The following is a 17,192-nucleotide window of genomic DNA, read 5'->3' as shown; positions in this document are numbered from 1 at the left end:
CGCGTTAATATTGCTTGCGGCGCTGTATAGATCGCTTAATCGATGCCGTGGAATACCGCGTCGTCAGGTCCGATGTAAGCCGGCGACTTCCATGCGGCGTCGCGCATTGAATGTTGGACTTGGCGCTCGACGCCTAATAGCACCGCGAAGATCGCCATGCGCACCGGAATGCCGTTGTCTGTCTGCCGAAAGATTGCCAGCCTTGGATCGTGATTGAGGTCGGTGCTCAGGTCATTGGCCCCTGGTCGGCCATCGCGCGGCAACGGATGCATGATCAAGGTATCAGGCCCGCAGACGCTGTCCACCAACGCCTGGTTAATCTGAAAATCCGGCGTGTAACCTTCAATGGATTCGTCCGCAAAACGCTCCTTCTGAATCCGCGTTGCATACACCACATCCGCGCCCTTCAACCCCGTCTGCAAGTCGTTGGTCTGCTCGATCACATGGTCGCCGCGTGTGATCTGATCGAGGATGGAAGCGGGCATCTCAAGCGAGGTGGGCGAGATCAGCGTGAACTTCAGTCCTCGATACAACGCCAGCAGCTTGGCCAGTGAATGGACCGTGCGGCCGTATTTAAGGTCGCCCACCATTGCTATATGTGAACCGTCGACGATCTTCCCCACGCGCGAGAATTCGCGCTGGATGGTGTAGAGATCGAGCAGCGCCTGACTGGGGTGTTCGCCGGGGCCGTCGCCGGCATTGATGACGGGTACGTTGGTCGCGCGCACGAATTCCGCCACCGAGCCTTTCTCCGGATGACGAACGACGAGCGCGTCAGCGTAACCACTAATCACGCGGCTGGTGTCGTAGATCGACTCGCCTTTTGCCATCGACGAAAACGTGAAGCCGGTCGTGTCGCACACCGAGCCGCCCAGCCGGCAAAACGCCGCACCAAAACTGACACGCGTGCGTGTACTGGCTTCAAAGAACAGATTGGCAAGCACCGCGCCTTCGAGCACGCGCGTGATCTTCTGGCGGCGCGCGATGGGTTGCATGGTGTCGGCGACCTGGAACAGCGCTTCGACCGAATCACGGGAAAACTGATCGACGGAAAGCAGATGCGGCCGCCCTTCGTGAAGAATGGATGGGGAATATACGCGTTGTGTATATTCGTCGCCGGATGGGATTCTTTCTACCAGCTCCATGACGTAGCGGCTCGCAATCTCGGGCATGGCCCGCGATTCCGCCGATTCGTCCGGGAGCAGCCAGGTGTCCAATGCCCGGCGCGTCACGCCAATTCGGTTCGCGAACGCGTCGCGGGTCATGTTCAGGCGGCGCATGGCATCGCGCAGGAGGGTTTGCTGTTGAGCTTGCACGATGGGCGCTCCGTAGGTGGTTATGTACGCGATGCGTATATTAAATCACTCGCCGAAAAGGTGCAATACGACGTCACGCCTACTTGGCGCGCGCCGGTGTTCGAAGACATAAATGCCTTGCCACGTGCCGAGGACCATCCGGCCGGCATCGACGGGAATGGATAACTGGACTTGCGTCAGGGCGGTTCGCAGATGCGCGGGCATGTCGTCAGGACCTTCCGCGTCGTGGACGTAGCGCCCGGGCGCTTCCGGCGCAATGGTCTCGAAGAACTGTTCCAGGTCCGTGCGGACGTCGGGGTCGGCGTTTTCCTGGATCAATAAGGAAGCCGAGGTGTGCCGCAGGAACACGGTCAGCAGACCGGTGCGGATGTCCTGAAGATCGATCCAGCGATGGATGTCGCGGGTAATTTCGTGCAGTCCGCGCGTGCGTGTGGGCACGCTCAGATGATGGAGCGCCTGCTTCATGTCGATGTCTCCGGAAGGGAATGCGCGATTGGGGAAAGAGTCGCGCGTGCCTGTGAAGTTTATCGGCTGGAGCGGGTTTCGGCAGACATCGAGCGCGCGGATCGGACGAGGAAAATGCTGGCGGTGATCGTCGCGCGCTGCGGTCTTGCCGCACATGCGGCTCAATGGCCGAAGTAGGTCGATTGAGTGGCGTCGTCCGGCGCAACCTGCACGCGGGTACCCGATGCCGACGTGCCGTTGTCCGCCGATCCATACGACGAAGACGCAATGCCTTGTTGTTCGGCGACCCGTTGTTCTGCGGCCTGAATGTCCTGCGGGTAGTTGACGTCTTCGCCGCCCGGGTTGTAGCCGGCTCTTTCCAGTTGAACGAGTTCGGCTTCGACTTGGGCGCGGGTGACGGGGATGTTGCTTTGCGCGAAAGCGAAGGCAGGGGCGGCCAGTGCCGACGAGATAACGAGAGCCGAAATAAGGAATTTTTTCATGATGACCTCAATAATAAAGTTAGGATTCCGATTTGTTTAACCGGCTTGCATGGGCTGATTTGACGCGATGAATCAGTTCGCTGCGCTGGACGAGTTGCCGGCCGTTGCGCTGGCTACCGAGTTGGCGTGGGTCGTCTGGTTTTGTGCCAGGCGCGCTTCTTGTTGCTGTTCGAGTTGATGCGCGAAGATCGGGTTGACGTCGGGGTAGGACGTATCGGTGACAAAATCGCGGCCGTCCTGCTGAGCCTGGATCAACTCTTGATAGACCTGGGCACGGGTCTTGGTTTGAGCGAATGCGTGTGCCGAGGCAATAGTGGCGAGAAACAGTACTGCGACGCTAAGGGTTTTCATGGCTCTCTCCTGCGAGGTTGAATGTGTGCGGCTTGCAATGGAGAGAACCCGGAATGGCATCGGGATATTCCCGATGAATTTGATTATTTTTATGTTCGGAAGAATGAAAATTTATTTGAGGAGACGCGGAATAACCCGCTGGAGACGGTGTTTACGCGCGTAGGGGATTTTTACGCCTGGCGTGGAATAAACTCCGGCACTTCGTGTTCGCCCCTGTACGAACAGCCAAACATTGCCAGATCATGCCCATAACAAAACCCCCAACGGAACCCAGGCTCTCGGAGTCGGACGTCCAGGCATTCGCCGACGGCATGCTGGATCCGAAACGCGCCGCGAGCGTAGCAACGTATTTGAAGAGCCGCCCTGACGAGGCGGATCGGGTCGCGTTTTACGGTCGCCTGAACTGGCAGATGCAGAACGCCTTTCACGAAACCGACAACGAAGATGCGCCACCTGCGCCGGCTCCGGTGAGGCGCATGTCAAGACGCAGCCTTCGTGCGCTGCTGGTCGCGGCAGTCATGATGCTGGCAGTCGCTGCCGCAGCAATCTTTGCGTTCGACATTTCCGATTCAGCGCTCGACAATGCCTCCATGATGGCGCTCGAACAGGCCGTCGCCGCCCAGGAGATGGCATCGGGTGCGGTGGGCTATGAAAGCTCGGTGAAGGTTTTGGCGAGCGCCCCAGATCTGTCAGGTGTCGGTTTTCGTGCCGTTGCGCGCCGGCAAATGTCCGTGGGGCCATTCGCTTCGGCAACCGAATTCGTCTACCGCAATCGAGGCGGCGAGGCCGCCGTGCTGCTTATGGCGCCGGGCCCGTTTGCGCAGCCGCAGCCTCAATGGAGAGCCCATCGCGTGGGCGCGAGCCGCTTGCTTGCATGGACGGCGGGTGGCAAGCGTTACGTGCTGGCGGGTCGTGCGAAGACTCGCGGCTTGATGCTGGCCGCCGACCTGATGACGGGCAGCTAGGTATCAAGCCGTTGCCATGAAGTTGCCGACGGCATAATCGCGCACTCGGCAAAAAAGCACGCCGACAACGGGAATATTTGCCACGACCCGGTGTTAGTCCATCTTCAGGGCGGCGTTTTATCGAACGTTGCGTAAGCTTACAAAATGAAGGAAGGCCGATGGGCGTCCGTGACGAGTTAATGGAACATGTGCCGCGATTGCGCCGCTACGCGCGAGCACTGATCAACAATCGCGATCTCGCCGACGATCTGGTGCAGGACACGCTCGAACGCGCGCTCCGGCATACCGAGAAGTTTCAGTCCGGGACCGATCTGCGCGCGTGGCTGTTCACGATCATGCACAACGTGTTCGCGAATCAGGCGCGCCGGGCGGGCGTGAAGGCGGTGCATGTTTCCGTCGATGACGAGAACATTTCCGAGCGCGAATTTGCCGTGCCGGGCACGCAAACACAGTCGCTTGAAATGCGCGATCTGGACTTCGCGTTGCAGCGTTTGCCGCTTGACCAGCGGCAGGTCGTGCTGCTGGTAGGACTGGAAGAAATGAGTTACGCCGATGTGGCGCAGGCGCTGGAAATCCCGATCGGGACCGTCATGTCGCGGCTCTCGCGCGGACGTGAAAGACTGCGCGCGTTGATGGCCGGCGCGCAACCGGGCGCTAAATTACAGGTGGTGCGATGAGCGACCAACAAACACCCATCAGTGAAGACGAAATTCACGCTTATGTCGACGGATCGCTGGCGGAACATCGCCGCGAGGAGATCGATCGCCTGCTGGAACGCGACGAGGCACTGGCTACGAAGGTCAGCGACTATTTCTCGCTGAACAGCATGTTTCATGACCGCTATGACCGCGTGCTAAGTGAACCCGTGCCGCAGCGTCTGCTACCGCCCGAACCCAAGCGCTGGCGTGCTGCCGCCAACTGGCCGCAGTTTGCGGGCATGGCGGCGGCGCTTGTGCTGGGCGTCGGGATTGGCGTGGCGGGCATGACAGGGACCATGGGCCACGACACCTTGATGCCCGGAAGCGGCGGGGGATCGGTGGAACGTGCAAGTTATGCCGTTGGCGAATCGTTCGCGCGGCAATCGGCGATCGCTCATGTCATGTACGCGCCGGAAGTGGTGCGGCCTGTAGAAGTGGGCGCGGATCGGGAGCAGGAACTGGTGCAGTGGATCTCGAACCGGCTGGGTACGGACGTGCGTCCGCCCGTACTGACCCGCTCGGGCTTCGAGTTGATGGGCGGCCGCTTGCTGCCTGGCGACGACGGCCCGGTAGCGCAGTTCATGTACCACGACGCGAAGGGCGAGCGTATTACGCTGTGTATATCGCATCGCAAGATCAGCTCGGACACGACCGCGTTCAAGCTGTATCAGGACGGCTCGGTGAACGTGTTTTATTGGATCGACGGCGATTTTGGCTACGCCGTGTCCGGCGCGATCGACCGCAAGGTGCTGCTTGACCTCTCACACGACGTCTATTCGCAGTTGACCGCGATGGGCGGGGCAAAGGCACCCTCGGGCGCTTCAGTGTCTACGCAATAAGTGACTGTATCTGTTCCGGGGCGCAGCGTTGGCCGGTTAATTGCACAGGCCCCGGAATATTCGGCTACGCAAAGTAGTTCACTACCATTGTAGAACCCCCTTATAGAAGAAAATTGCGCGCTCTTTGAAAATTCGAATCGATAAGGATATCGAATTAATGGCAAGGGCAACAAACCGGATCACTCCATATGACGACTGACCCATTCTCACCTCGCCCTCGCGGGCGGCAAACCATTCCGCTATTCAGGCTTGCGGCTATCGGCGCGGTCGTGGCGGCTGTCGGCGGCGCTTTTGTCTATGTTGCCGGCTTCGCGACACCGCATCGCCTGACGCCGCAGCGCATTATCAATACCTTCGAATCGAATTCGGGCGTTCATCCCGGATTCCGCCGCAATCATGCGAAGGGCGTCTGCGTGTCGGGATATTTCGAAGGCAATGACCAGGCGTCGGACATCTCTCGCGCTGACGTGTTCAAGGCCGTGCGGACGCCAATCATTGGACGTTTCGCCATACCGGGCAGCGATCCATCAGCTCCGGACGCCAGCGTGCCGGTGCGCAGCATGGCACTGGATTTCAAGTTACCCGACGGTCAGCAATGGCGCACGGGCATGAACAATACGCCGGTGTTTATCGTCAATACACCGCAGGCTTTCTTCGCTCAACTGGTGGCGTCGAAGCCGGACCCTGTCACGGGCAAGCCCGATCCGGCAAAGCTCAAGGCGTTCTTTGCGGCGCATCCCGAGACCGCGCCGTTCCAGAGCTGGGTGAAAAACCATCCGCCGTCTTCCAGTTTCGGCAATGCGGCTTATTACGGCATCAATGCATTTCGTGCAATCGATGCAAGCGGCAAGACTCACTTCGTCCGCTGGTCGATGGTGCCTGAGGCGCCATACGCACCCGTCACCGCGGAACAGACGGGTGAACACGACTTTCTCGATAACGAACTGCGCGGGAGGCTGGCAAGCGGTCCGTTGCGTTGGCACCTGATCCTGACGGTGGCCAAGCCCGGCGACCCAACCACCGACGCAACTCAAGCGTGGCCCGAAGATCGGCCGCACATTGACGCAGGAACATTGGTGATAGAGCACGAGAGCGCGCAGAGCGACGGCGATTGCCGGGACATCAACTACGATCCGACCATTCTTCCCGATGGCCTGGAGCCATCGGCCGATCCGCTGCTGGCCGCGCGCTCTTCCGCTTATGCGGTCTCTTACAACCGCCGCACGCATGAGGAGGCGCAGCATCTGGCCTCCGCTCAATCACCGGCACGGGGTCACGAATGAGCGCCGATCGAAAGCACTTCAGCCCGTCAGCGCGGTTTTTGCACTGGCTCATGGCGCCGCTCGTCATTGCAATGTTGTTCATCGGCGTGGGGATGGTGGCCACTTTATCTTCATGGCATCAGACGTTGCTCGCGATTCACAAGCCGCTGGGCATTGCAATTCTTGTGCTGGTGAGCGTGCGTTTCATTGTGCGGCTAACCCATCGCATACCGCTGCTGCCCGACGACATGCCGCGCTGGCAGCAGCACATTGCGCATCTGTCGCACTGGGTTTTCTACGCGTTGTTGTTCGCCATGCCGCTGGTCGGCTGGTCGATGCTGTCGGCCGGCGGTTTTCCGATCCACTTGTTCGGACCCGTCAACCTGCCGCCCATCGTCCCGCAGGACGTGCGCCTGTATGCGTTGCTCCGATCAGCGCATACGGTGCTCGCCTTGCTGCTGTTCGCGACCTTCCTCGCGCATCTCGCCGCGGCGTTGTTCCATGGACTGATTCGACGCGACGGCGTGTTTTCGAGCATGGCGAAGGGCCGCGACTAGACGGCCTGCCTGTCGCACCACGCCGGTCGTTTTATCCAGCCTGTTCGACCGGCGTCACGTCCAGCTCCAGCTTTTGCGTGCCGCGCAACACGGTCACTTTCACCGCCCGGTCGATACGTGAAGCATCCAGCGAGCGTTGCAGGCTATCCACGCTATCTACCGCCAGCGTGTCGATGGCGACGATCCTGTCGTCCGTACGCAATCCGCCGAGTGCGGCCGGGCTCGTTTTCACGACCTCCATTACGTGTACGCCACTTGCCGCCGGCAGCTCGAAATAACGCTGCACGCGGCGCGAGATGGGCATTGTCGTACCGGCCACGCCGATATAGGCGCGCCGCACGCGCCCATACGCGAAGAGCTGCATGATGACCCATTTGGCGGTATCGATTGCAGTCGCGAACGAGATCGCCTGGGCGCCGGCAATGATCGCCGTATTGACACCGATCACCTGACCCGCCGAGTTGATCAGCGGGCCGCCCGAGTTGCCGGGATTGAGCGCGGCGTCGGTCTGGATCACGTCGTAGATCATGCGTCCGGAGTTCGATCGCAGGGACCGTCCGAGTGCCGAGACTACGCCCGTCGTGACCGTCTGCGCGAGGCCGAGAGGATTCCCCACGGCGATCGCGATCTGCCCGACTCGCAGCTTGCCCGATTCGCCCAGTTCGACGTGCGGCAAAGCATCGGCTGAGCCAATGCGCAGCACCGCGAGGTCGCTGTCTGGATCGTCGCCGACGAGGTCGGCATCGAACTTCGCGCCGTCCGCGAGCGTCACGCGGATCTGCGTGGCGCCGTGCACGACGTGGCTATTCGTCAGCAGATAACCATCGGGCGTGAAGATGAATCCCGAGCCCGAACCTCCATGCGCGCCGCGGCCGCTCTTGTCTCCGGGCAAACGTCGTTCGACTGAAATAAAGGCGACCGCCTGCTGCACGCGTTCGAGTGCGCTGATCACGGTCTGGGAGTAAGCGTCCAGCAGGGCCTCGTCGCCGAGCGGGCTTGCGAACGCGGCGCCGGCGGGGCCGCGCGAGAGATCATCGATGAATTGGGGACGGCTTCCCATGATCGTGCTCCGGATAAATGGATCATGAGATGCGGGATTCTTGCGGCTATTTCAAGCCCGTCGAGCCCATGCCCCGCAGCCGAGAGCGCCCGCGCCAAGGCGCGCAGCCGTCTCAGCATCTGCGCTGCAATCGATATCACGATTGATCGTTTAGTGCTGGACGCGTGCGTTGTTAGTATGGTCGGCTGCCTAATCTGCCTGCGATGCCCCCATGAAAATCTTCATCCGTCTGGCCGCGTGTCTCGCGCTGGCTGTGACTGCCCTGAGCGCTACGAGCGCCATGGCGCAAACGCCTTCGGGCGACCCCGTCAAGCTGCGAATCGGTTTTCAGAAATCCTCCACGCTGATCGCGATCCTGAAGGCGCGCGGCACCCTGGAACGGGCCGTGGCGCCGCTTAATGTGCGCATTGAATGGGGTGAATTCGCGAGCGGGCTGCCGCTTACCGAAGCGCTGAATGCGGGCGCGGTGGACTTCAGCGCCGACGTGGCAGATACCGTCCCGGTCTTTGCTCAGGCAGCCAACGCCAACTTCGTCTACGTCGCGCAGGAAACGCCGTCGCCCTCGGCGCAAGCCGTGATCGTGCATCGCGATGCACCCATCCACACGCTCGCCGATCTGAAGGGCAAGCGCATTGCGGTGACGAAGGCTGCCGGCAGCCACTACCTGCTGCTCGCCGCGCTGGCACGTGCCAAACTCTCGCCTGCCGATGTCAAGATCAGCTACCTGGCGCCCGCCGACGCGCGCGCGGCCTTTGAGCGCAACGACGTGGACGCGTGGTTCGCGTGGGACCCTTACGTGGCGTCCGTCGAGCAAGATCCGGGCGCGCGCATTCTGATTCGCGGGGACGGGCTTGCGTCATACCAGCGGTATTACCTTGCGTCCACGCCCTTTGCGCAAGCGCATCCGCAGATCATCGACATCGTGTTCAAGCAACTGGTTGAAGCGGGCGTCTGGACCAAGGCGCATCCGCAGGAAGCGGCGAAGATCCTGGCCCCGGTGTGGGGTCTCGACCAGGCGACGGTCGAGCGCGCCAACACGCGGCGCACCTACGTCGTGCGTGCGGTCGTGGCGAAGAACTTCGGCGAGCAGCAAGCGATTGCCGACATCTTCTATCAGGCGAAGCTGCTGCCCAAGCCCGTCGATACCGCCGGTGCGCTCGTCTGGGACTTCGCCGCGCGCAAGGCGGTCGCGGCGAATGTGGCGACGGCATCGCTGGCCGCCACACAGCCGTAATTTTCCGATGACCTCCCGTCAGTTCTCACCTTCACCGGGACGCCGGCGTCCGCTCGGCAGTCTCGCTGCCGACTTACTCAAACCACTTGAGATCGCATCATGGTCGAAGACGCCCGGTGCACCGATCCTCGAACATCCCTACGGCCGGCCGTCACGGCTTATAACGCGCCGGAGTCCCTGTCGGCTGACGAGGTTTATGCGCTTGGCGCATTCCTGTTGAATCAGAACGGCATTGCGCCGCCCGACGCGCGGCTCGATGCACAGTCTCTACAAAAAGTAAGGATGCCGAACTGTGACTGTTTCGTACCCGATCCACGTCCCGGCCGCCTCTGAATATCAAGGAGCAAAGCATGTCCGACCATTACCGAACAAAAAACGAAACGTTACCGCAACTGGCCATTCCATCACGCCGTCGTACATTGCTGAAGATAGCCGCCTTAAGCGCCGGAGCCACCAGCATCCTGACCGGCGGCGCCGCACTATTGGCGAGCCAGACGGCACGCGCCGAGGAGTCGGGGAAAACGTTCCGCATCGGTTATCAGAAGTACGGCAACTTCGTCGTTCTGAAGGCGCGGGGTACGCTCGACAAACGGCTCGCGGCGCAAGGCGTCACCGTGCAATGGCTTGAATTCCCCGCCGGACCGCAGCTCCTGGAAGGGCTCAACGCAGGCGCGGTCGATGCCGGTACGGTAGGTGAAACGCCACCGATCTTCGCTCAGGCCGCGGGCGTGGACTTCGTTTATGTTGGCAACGAACCGCCTGCACCGCAAGGCGAAGCGATTGTCGTGCCGCACGATTCGGCTATCCGTAAGGTAGAAGATCTGCGCGGCAAGAAAGTGGCCTTGAACAAGGGCTCGAATGTCCACTACCTGTTGGTCGTTGCGCTGAAGAAAGCCGGGCTTTCATATGCGGATATCCAGCCGGTCTATCTGGCTCCCGCCGACGCGCGCGCGGCGTTCGTGCAGGGCAGCGTCGACGCGTGGGTCATCTGGGACCCGTATCTCGCGGCCGTTGAACGTCAGGCGAACGCACGCGTGATTGCGGACGGCACCGGGCTGGTGCGCAACACGCAGTACTACCTTGCGACCCGTAAGTTCGCGACCGCCCAGCCGCAGCTTGTGCATGCGCTGCTGGAGGAACTTGACCACGTCGACAGATGGGGGCGCGACAACGTCCCGGATGCCGCGAAGCTTTTGTCACCGCTGGTCGGACTGGATCAGCCGACGCTTGAACGCGCATTGAAACGGACGGCCTATGGCGTGCAGCCGATCACGCCGGAGACCCTTGCGTACCAGCAACAGATTGCCGATACCTTCACCGAGCTCAAGCTGATTCCGAAAAAGCTGGTGGTGACCGATGCGCGCTGGAGCGTCGTTTAGGCTGGATATTGCGCTCCTGCATCACTAGAGACGCATAAGCAGAATTGGCGAGAACCTTAGCTTAAATAAATCGTTCATGCCTAAAGTGGGCATCGCTAAGATGAATCATCTGAACGGGGACGGGTGACTCGTTCGCACGAACATGGGCCGCACTTTTGTTCGTCGCGTCTGCGCTCGCTTCCTACTCGAAACTTGAACTTACACCCGCAAGGCAGGAGCCCCCAATGAATGTTTTCTGGTTCATTCCGACCCACGGCGACAGCCGTTATCTCGGCACGACGCAAGGCGCGCGCGCCGCGGACTACGACTACTTTCGCCAGATCGCGGTGGCCGCCGATACGCTCGGCTACGAGGGCGTATTGCTGCCGACGGGGCGTTCCTGCGAAGACGCATGGGTGGTTGCATCCAGCCTGATTCCGGCCACGAAACGCCTCAAGTTCCTCGTCGCGATCCGCCCGGGTCTGACCTCACCTGCGCTGTCTGCACGCATGGCGTCGACCTTCGACCGGCTCTCCGGCGGCCGTCTGCTGATCAACGTGGTGACGGGCGGTGACCCGATCGAACTGGCCGGTGACGGCGTGTTCAATGACCACAACACCCGCTATGAAGTCACGGACGAATTCCTGCAGATCTGGCGCGGTCTGCTCGAGTCGTCGCATGAAGGCGGCACGATCGATTTCGAGGGCAAGCATCTGAGCTCGAAGGGCGGCAAGGTACTTTATCCGCCCGTGCAGAAGGCGCATCCGCCGCTGTGGTTCGGCGGCTCGTCGCCGGCTGCGCACGAGATCGCGGCCGATCATATCGATACCTATCTGACCTGGGGTGAACCGCCTGCTGAAGTTGAAAAGAAGCTCGCCGATATCCGTCGCCGCGCAGCCGATAAAGGCCGCGAGATCAAGTTCGGCATTCGCCTCCATGTGATCGTGCGCGAGACAGAACAGGAAGCGTGGGCCGACGCGGACAGGCTCATCAGCAAGCTCGACGACGAAACCATCCAGCGCGCTCAGGCATCGTTTGCAAAGATGGATTCGGAAGGCCAGCGGCGCATGGCCGCGTTGCATGGCGGTCAGCGCGACAAGCTCGAGGTCTATCCGCATTTGTGGGCCGGTGTCGGCCTCGTACGTGGCGGTGCGGGCACGGCGCTGGTGGGCAATCCGGAGCAGGTCGCGGGCTTGATGAAAGAGTACGCGGCGCTCGGTATCGACACGTTCATTCTGTCGGGCTATCCGCATCTTGAAGAGTCGTACCGGTTCGCCGAACTCGTATTCCCGCTGCTGCCGCGTGAACAGAAAGAGCGCACGTCGGGACCGTTGTCGGGGCCGTTCGGTGAAATCGTCGGCACGTCGTATTTGCCGCGCGCGTCGCAAAGTTGAACCCGGAGGTCCGATGAACGTCGCCCCGTTTTTTCGCCGCGCCGGTGTACAGGCCGCGCCATGGCTCGTGCCCATCCTGATCCTGATCGCATGGGAACTGGCTGCGCGCACGGGCGGTTTGTCGTCGCGGGTATTGCCCGAGCCCCTGGCTGTTGTCAAAGCGGCGTGGGAGCTGATCCAGTCGGGCGACATGTGGGCGAACGTGAAGGTCAGCGCATGGCGCGCGTTGACGGGCTTCGCGATCGGCGGTGGTATCGGCTTCGTGCTCGGGCTGGGGACAGGACTCTTCAAGCCGGCTGAGATCGCTCTCGACTCGACCGTGCAGATGATCCGCAATATCCCTGCGCTCGCGATGATTCCCTTGGTGATCCTGTGGTTCGGTATCGGTGAGGAAGCGAAGTTGTTCCTGGTCGCACTGGGCGTATTTTTCCCTGTCTATACGAACACGTATCACGGCATTCGTTCCGTTGATGCAGACCTGATCGAGATGGCTCGCAGCTACGGACTCTCGGGCTTTGCGCTGTATCGCGACGTGATTCTGCCGGGGGCATTGCCTTCCATTCTGGTGGGCGTGCGGTTTGCGTTCGGGTTGATGTGGGTGATGCTGATTGTGGCTGAGACCATCTCCGCGCAATCGGGGATTGGCTATATGACGATGAATGCGCGCGAGTTCCTGCAGACTGATGTGGTGGTGGTCGGCATCCTGCTTTATGCGCTGCTCGGCAAGCTCGCCGACATGCTCGCGAAGTCGATCGAGCGCGCAACGCTGCGTTGGCATCCTGCGTATCAGAAGGGAGCAAAACCGTGACATCAAGCTATGCATCGTATGCATCGGGCAAAGTCTTGCTGGAAGATGGCGAGTTGGACGTTGCCACACGCGGACGTGCACCGGCGGCGGTTGCGCCCCGTGAGCTCCCTGCTGACATGGCGGTCTCGCTGCAAGGCGTCGATAAGCATTTCGGCGAGCGCAAGGTGTTGTCGAGCTTTGATTTCGCCATTGAACGAGGCAGTTTTGTATCGATAGTCGGCCGCAGCGGCTGCGGCAAGTCTACGTTGTTGCGCCTGATCGCGGGGCTTGAAAAAGCGACCGGTGGTGTTGTTCAGCGTAATGCGGCTGCGGGATCCAGTGTGCTTGAGACTCGCATCATGTTCCAGGATGCACGTTTGCTGCCGTGGAAAAGCGTGCTGCAAAACGTCATGCTCGGCTTGCCGCGTTCGTCTCGTGAGGATGCCCGGGCGACGCTGGCTGAAGTGGGCCTGAGCGCGCGGGAGGGCGATTGGCCGGCGCAACTGTCGGGTGGTCAGCGGCAACGGGTGGCGCTTGCGCGTGCGCTGGTGCACCGGCCAGACCTGTTGTTGCTGGATGAACCACTGGGCGCGCTTGATGCGCTGACGCGCATTGAAATGCATGCGTTGATTGAGCGTTTGTGGCGCGAGCATCGCTTTACCGCACTGCTTGTCACGCACGATGTGCAGGAAGCGGTGGCGCTGGGCGAGCGGATTGTGCTGATCGAAGCGGGGAAGATTTCCTTCGATGCCGCCATCACCTTGCAGCGTCCGCGTTTGCGCACGGCGGAAGGGTTTGCCGAGTTGGAAGAACAGGTCTTGTCGCGTGTTCTCAGGAACGGTGCGCAGCCGGGCTAGATTTGGTTATCGATCACTCATTGCCGCTGTCTATTGGCCCCGGCACTATTTAATCAATACGGAGCATTACCATGGGCATTACGGCGATCAATGTACGCAACCAGTTCAAGGGGCATATCAAGGAGATTATTCGCGGTTCGGTGGTCTCGGAAGTCGATGTGGAAACGCCGTATGGAATTGTCACGTCGGTGATTACTACGCGGTCGATCGATGAGCTCGAACTGAAGGTAGGGAGTGAAGTTATTGCGTTTGTGAAGTCTACGGAGGTTTCTATTGCGAGGCTTTGAGGGGCGGCGGGGGTTAGGGTCTGGGGTTAGTGGCCGGGGTGGTCGGTTCTGGGTTAGCGGTCGGGGTTGATGCCGGGTTGCTGCTTTCGGCCGTGGTGGTCTGCGAGAGTTGGATATTCTCTTTATCACTATTAGCCACTGTGCGTGGCGGCACGTCATTTCTTTGTCCAAAGCGACAAAGAAACGAAGCAAAGAAAACGCTTTCAAACACGCTACCCTAAGTGTCCACAGCGTGCAGTTTTGATTCATAGGTGCCCCAAAAGCACGGTGCTCGCCAGAGCGGAGGATGTTTGAACCCCTCCTTCTCGCGAATCCTGACACGAACACGCTTCGCCCCGTACGCTCTCGGGCAAGCACCATTCGCCCGGCAACCCGCTCGGCCCCACCCGCATTTAAGGCTTCGTTTCTTGGTAGGTTCGGTGAGTGGCTTGCGCTGGAGGTGTAATGGTCTAATTTCGCTCTCGGGCAAGCACCATTCACCTGGCAACCCGCTTGGCCCCACCCGCATTTAAGGCTTCGTTTCTTGGTAGGTTCGGTAAGTGGCTTGCGCTGGAGGGCCCCCGTGGCCAGCTTCGCCAATCACAGCCTGATGTCTATTTACCGCTTCAACCTTCGGCGAGTCGGCTGCATGGAATTCGTTGATTACGGCCTCACGCATCCTGTGGCCTCGTTTCAACGTAGGTTGGCAAGATAGTTCGTCATGCATACAATTGGTGGTCGGTCGTCCGCGGATAGCGCGGGGTGCTCCTTGGGCAGGTTCAATCACTGGTGGCGAAGCGTGTGGGTATCCGTGTTCGGAGAAGGAGGGTTTCACAAATCCGTGGCTCTGGCGAGCAGCGTGCTTTTGGGGCACCTATGAATCAAAACTGCACGCTGTGGACACTTAGGGTAGAGCGGTTAAAGCGTTTTCTTTGCTTCGTTTCTTTGTCGCTTTGGACAAAGAAATGACGTGCCGCCACGCACAGTGGCTAATAGTGATAAAGAGAAAATCCGAGTCAGGCAGACCGCTAACACTGAAAGCAGCAACCCGGCACTGAACCCGACCACTAACCCAGAACCGACCACCCCGGCCCCGACCAACCACTAACCCCAGAACCTAGCACCCCGGCACCGACCCTGACCGCAAACCTCGGAACCTAACCCCCAAACCACTAACCCCGACCAACAATTCGCCGCGCAGGCTCGTCGCAACTGCCCCTGGCGAAGTTCGATCGATTGATCCCGGTGATCTTGATGCAATTTTTAGTGACCGGTCAATATAATGAAAACCGCCGCCACGGCGAACCAATAAAAGCCCACGACCTAAGCACGTCAAACGCTAGCCTGGTTCAAGCAGATACGATTCGCCCGCAGCGAGGATATCCCGCTTAGAACGCCGGAATAATCGAACCCTTGAACTGAGTATTAATGAAATTCTTCACATCCGGCGACTCATACGCGGCGACCAGTTTCTTGACCCAGGGTGCGTTGCGATCCTGAGTGCGAACGGCGATCAGATTGGCGTAAGGACCCTTCAGGTCTTCAATGGCAATAGCGTCTTTCGTAGGCGACAGGCCCGCTTTCACGGCGTAGTCCGTATTGATCGACGCGGCGGCGAGGTCGTCAAGCGAACGCGGCAATTGCGCCGAGTCGAGTTCGATCAGCTTGATGCCCTTCGGGTTCTCGATCACGTCGAGCGGCGTTGCGTTCACACCATCTTTACCCACGCCGGCCTTCAACTTGATGATGCCGTTTTTCTGCAGCAGCAACAGCGCGCGATTGCCATTCGACGGGTCATTCTGGATACCGACTTTCGCCCCTTGCGGCAGGTCTTTCAACGACTTGAACTTCTTCGAGTAGAAGCCCATTGGCGCAACATAGGTCAGGCCCACGTTGACGATCTTGTAGCCGCGCTGCTTGATCTGGCTGTCGAGGAACGGCTGGTGCTGGAAGCCGTTTGCATCGAGGTCGCCAGCGTCAAGGGCGGCGTTGGGCTGGATGTAATCGTTGAATTCGATCACCTTGATCTTGAGGCCTTCGCGCGCCGCAACCTTGGATACTTCGGTCCAGATCTGCGCGTCGGGGCCGCTCATGGTGCCGATTCTAAGCGGGGCGTCTTCCGCATGGGCGACGCCAAAGACAGCGCCGAGTGCGACGAAGGCAATACTTGCAAGAACAGTTCTACGATGCATGTTGAAACTCTTTCTGGTTGGCAGGCGCGAATCCTCTCATGACTTGCGCACTAGCCTAACCATTCTGTTTTCATGTGTTTATGCAAATTTGAAAGCTTAGCTAAGATCCGGTGCATGCGAGAAACAGGGTTGGCATGCACCGATTGCCGGCTAGTTGTCGCTTGTCATTCCTTCCAGAAAACAAGTGCCCGCAATTCGATGCTTCTGCGCGGCGCGGCGCCGTCCGGTGTGGTCGGATCTTCAAACGCCGTGTGTGCGGTTAGACGGGCCGTGCCGTCGTCGCGAGAGTCGTAGATCTTGAGCAGCAGCGCTTCGTCGGGCCGTAGCTTCGGGAAGTAATACCAGCGATGCGCCGGGTTATGCGTGAAGGAAAAGGTCTCGCCGACCTTGTCCTTGTACACAAGATCGCTTGGCACCAGATCGCTCGCCGCGATCGAGCGTGCGTCGCAGAGGGCGAGGGGTAGCTGCTCGACTACGTCGAGCGGCCGCCACAGGTTGATGATCGCAAAGCGGTGCTTGAGGCGTTGAGCGGCTTCATCGGCGGTCAGATGGTCACGCACCCGACGCGGCCCGGAGACGAATGTCTGGTCGTTGTGTACACGCCTCACAGGCTCGCGCAAGGACGAGGTGGCGCGCGAGCCGTTCAAGCTGTCGCGCAAGGTGTGATCGAATACCACAACCTTCTCGGCGCCCGTCGCCTTGATCAGGACCTGTGCGGATTCGTTGTAGTAGATCGAGCGGATAGCGGCGTCGTCGCTGAAGTCGGTCAGCGCGCTCGCGTGCGCGATGCGTTCAAAGCCGCTTTTATCCAGCGATAGCTCTCCCGCCGCGGCGAGCGGACGAGCGTCGCGGATCGTCACGCGCCGGGGTTCGAGTGCGCCGGAAGTCCAGGGCACGCCAGGCGGCGGCTCGAACGTGTAGCTCACCGGCCGCCCTTCGCCAGCACGCAAATAATTGAGTTCAGCCTCTACCGCGTGCAGTGTTTCTGCGCGCGGACGTTCTTCGAATACGGTGCTCATGGTCGTTCCTCGGCCTGGAAGTCAGAACTTTCTAAGCTATACCCGCATGACTCGAAGCTGAACGAATAAAATTCCATAAGGTTATTCGGT

At 60.2% G+C, this 17,192-nt stretch carries 18 protein-coding genes and 2 pseudogenes; 13 read left to right on the top strand and 7 right to left on the bottom strand.

The genetic code is table 11. The features are described 5' to 3' along the window. Positions 1-35: 35 nt before the first annotated feature. The 4 genes from ACSQ8V_RS27285 to ACSQ8V_RS27270 all read right to left on the bottom strand — a co-directional run bounded on the left by ACSQ8V_RS27285 (position 36) and on the right by ACSQ8V_RS27270 (position 2,614). On the bottom strand, positions 36-1,280 hold the full coding sequence (locus ACSQ8V_RS27285) for an aspartate carbamoyltransferase (protein ID WP_218627270.1): 1,245 nt from the start codon (positions 1,278-1,280) through the stop codon (positions 36-38). A gap of 81 nt (positions 1,281-1,361) precedes the next feature. Next, the gene (locus ACSQ8V_RS27280) at positions 1,362-1,781 is read right to left on the bottom strand and encodes a secondary thiamine-phosphate synthase enzyme YjbQ (protein WP_436207766.1); all 420 of its coding nucleotides are present in this window, start codon (positions 1,779-1,781) and stop codon (positions 1,362-1,364) included. A gap of 161 nt (positions 1,782-1,942) precedes the next feature. Beyond that, positions 1,943-2,263 carry a DUF4148 domain-containing protein gene (locus ACSQ8V_RS27275; RefSeq protein WP_213764495.1) on the bottom strand — a complete coding sequence of 107 codons (321 nt, stop codon included), beginning with the start codon at positions 2,261-2,263 and terminating at the stop codon, positions 1,943-1,945. Between the two features lie 72 nt (positions 2,264-2,335). After that, the gene (locus ACSQ8V_RS27270; protein WP_436184696.1) at positions 2,336-2,614 is read right to left on the bottom strand and encodes a DUF4148 domain-containing protein; all 279 of its coding nucleotides are present in this window, start codon (positions 2,612-2,614) and stop codon (positions 2,336-2,338) included. Positions 2,615-2,856: 242 nt separating this feature from the next. On the opposite strand from ACSQ8V_RS27270, the gene ACSQ8V_RS27265 reads away from it, so the two are divergent. From ACSQ8V_RS27265 to ACSQ8V_RS27245, 5 genes are all read left to right on the top strand, one after another. Next, complete coding sequence (locus ACSQ8V_RS27265; protein ID WP_436207765.1) at positions 2,857-3,579, top strand: transcriptional regulator; 723 nt, start codon at positions 2,857-2,859, stop codon at positions 3,577-3,579. Between the two features lie 158 nt (positions 3,580-3,737). Then, entirely contained in the window at positions 3,738-4,256 is a 519-nt protein-coding gene (locus ACSQ8V_RS27260) for an RNA polymerase sigma factor (RefSeq protein ID WP_165104522.1), read from the top strand. Beyond that, entirely contained in the window at positions 4,253-5,116 is an 864-nt protein-coding gene (locus ACSQ8V_RS27255) for an anti-sigma factor family protein (RefSeq protein WP_436207764.1), read from the top strand. The genes ACSQ8V_RS27260 and ACSQ8V_RS27255 overlap by 4 nt, the downstream gene beginning before the upstream one ends. Before the next feature lie 188 nt (positions 5,117-5,304). Then, a complete protein-coding gene (locus ACSQ8V_RS27250; RefSeq protein ID WP_436207763.1) occupies positions 5,305-6,399 on the top strand; it encodes a catalase family peroxidase in 1,095 nt (364 codons plus the stop codon). After that, positions 6,396-6,935, top strand: a complete 540-nt coding sequence (locus tag ACSQ8V_RS27245) for a cytochrome b (RefSeq protein WP_436207762.1) — start codon at positions 6,396-6,398, stop codon at positions 6,933-6,935. The genes ACSQ8V_RS27250 and ACSQ8V_RS27245 overlap by 4 nt, the downstream gene beginning before the upstream one ends. Positions 6,936-6,966: 31 nt before the next feature. Here ACSQ8V_RS27245 and ACSQ8V_RS27240 read toward each other — a convergent pair whose 3' ends face one another. Next, on the bottom strand, positions 6,967-7,995 hold the full coding sequence (locus ACSQ8V_RS27240; protein ID WP_436184691.1) for a S1C family serine protease: 1,029 nt from the start codon (positions 7,993-7,995) through the stop codon (positions 6,967-6,969). Between the two features lie 211 nt (positions 7,996-8,206). On the opposite strand from ACSQ8V_RS27240, the gene ACSQ8V_RS27235 reads away from it, so the two are divergent. The 8 genes and pseudogenes from ACSQ8V_RS27235 (at position 8,207) to ACSQ8V_RS27200 (ending at position 13,912) form a co-directional block, all read left to right on the top strand. Next, positions 8,207-9,229: an aliphatic sulfonate ABC transporter substrate-binding protein gene (locus tag ACSQ8V_RS27235; RefSeq protein WP_436184690.1), complete on the top strand. Its 1,023-nt coding sequence runs from the start codon at positions 8,207-8,209 to the stop codon at positions 9,227-9,229. Positions 9,230-9,236: 7 nt separating this feature from the next. Then, positions 9,237-9,383, top strand: a pseudogene (locus ACSQ8V_RS27230) (sulfite dehydrogenase); the annotation flags it as partial. Between the two features lie 5 nt (positions 9,384-9,388). Then, positions 9,389-9,562 (top strand): annotated as a pseudogene (locus ACSQ8V_RS27225) (c-type cytochrome); the annotation flags it as partial. Positions 9,563-9,579: 17 nt separating this feature from the next. Continuing rightward, positions 9,580-10,608 carry a sulfonate ABC transporter substrate-binding protein gene (locus tag ACSQ8V_RS27220; RefSeq protein WP_436207761.1) on the top strand — a complete coding sequence of 343 codons (1,029 nt, stop codon included), beginning with the start codon at positions 9,580-9,582 and terminating at the stop codon, positions 10,606-10,608. 224 nt (positions 10,609-10,832) lie between these two features. After that, positions 10,833-11,981: an FMNH2-dependent alkanesulfonate monooxygenase gene (gene ssuD / locus ACSQ8V_RS27215; RefSeq protein WP_213764505.1), complete on the top strand. Its 1,149-nt coding sequence runs from the start codon at positions 10,833-10,835 to the stop codon at positions 11,979-11,981. A gap of 13 nt (positions 11,982-11,994) precedes the next feature. Further along, complete coding sequence (gene ssuC / locus ACSQ8V_RS27210; protein WP_436184688.1) at positions 11,995-12,789, top strand: aliphatic sulfonate ABC transporter permease SsuC; 795 nt, start codon at positions 11,995-11,997, stop codon at positions 12,787-12,789. 53 nt (positions 12,790-12,842) lie between these two features. Next, entirely contained in the window at positions 12,843-13,625 is a 783-nt protein-coding gene (locus ACSQ8V_RS27205) for an ATP-binding cassette domain-containing protein (RefSeq protein WP_436208020.1), read from the top strand. Between the two features lie 71 nt (positions 13,626-13,696). Then, complete coding sequence (locus ACSQ8V_RS27200) at positions 13,697-13,912, top strand: TOBE domain-containing protein (protein WP_031357267.1); 216 nt, start codon at positions 13,697-13,699, stop codon at positions 13,910-13,912. 1,367 nt (positions 13,913-15,279) lie between these two features. Here the strand turns inward: ACSQ8V_RS27200 and ACSQ8V_RS27195 are convergent. Then, positions 15,280-16,083, bottom strand: a complete 804-nt coding sequence (locus tag ACSQ8V_RS27195; protein WP_436207760.1) for a MetQ/NlpA family ABC transporter substrate-binding protein — start codon at positions 16,081-16,083, stop codon at positions 15,280-15,282. Positions 16,084-16,247: 164 nt separating this feature from the next. Then, on the bottom strand, positions 16,248-17,102 hold the full coding sequence (locus ACSQ8V_RS27190; protein ID WP_436207759.1) for a CmcJ/NvfI family oxidoreductase: 855 nt from the start codon (positions 17,100-17,102) through the stop codon (positions 16,248-16,250). Between the last annotated feature and the right edge of the window lie 90 nt (positions 17,103-17,192).

It is taken from the genome of Caballeronia sp. LjRoot31 (assembly GCF_964253885.1).
In the GTDB taxonomy this organism is placed as follows: domain Bacteria; phylum Pseudomonadota; class Gammaproteobacteria; order Burkholderiales; family Burkholderiaceae; genus Caballeronia.
Note: the sequence above shows the minus strand (reverse complement) of the source record. Positions and strands in the feature narration are given on the sequence as shown.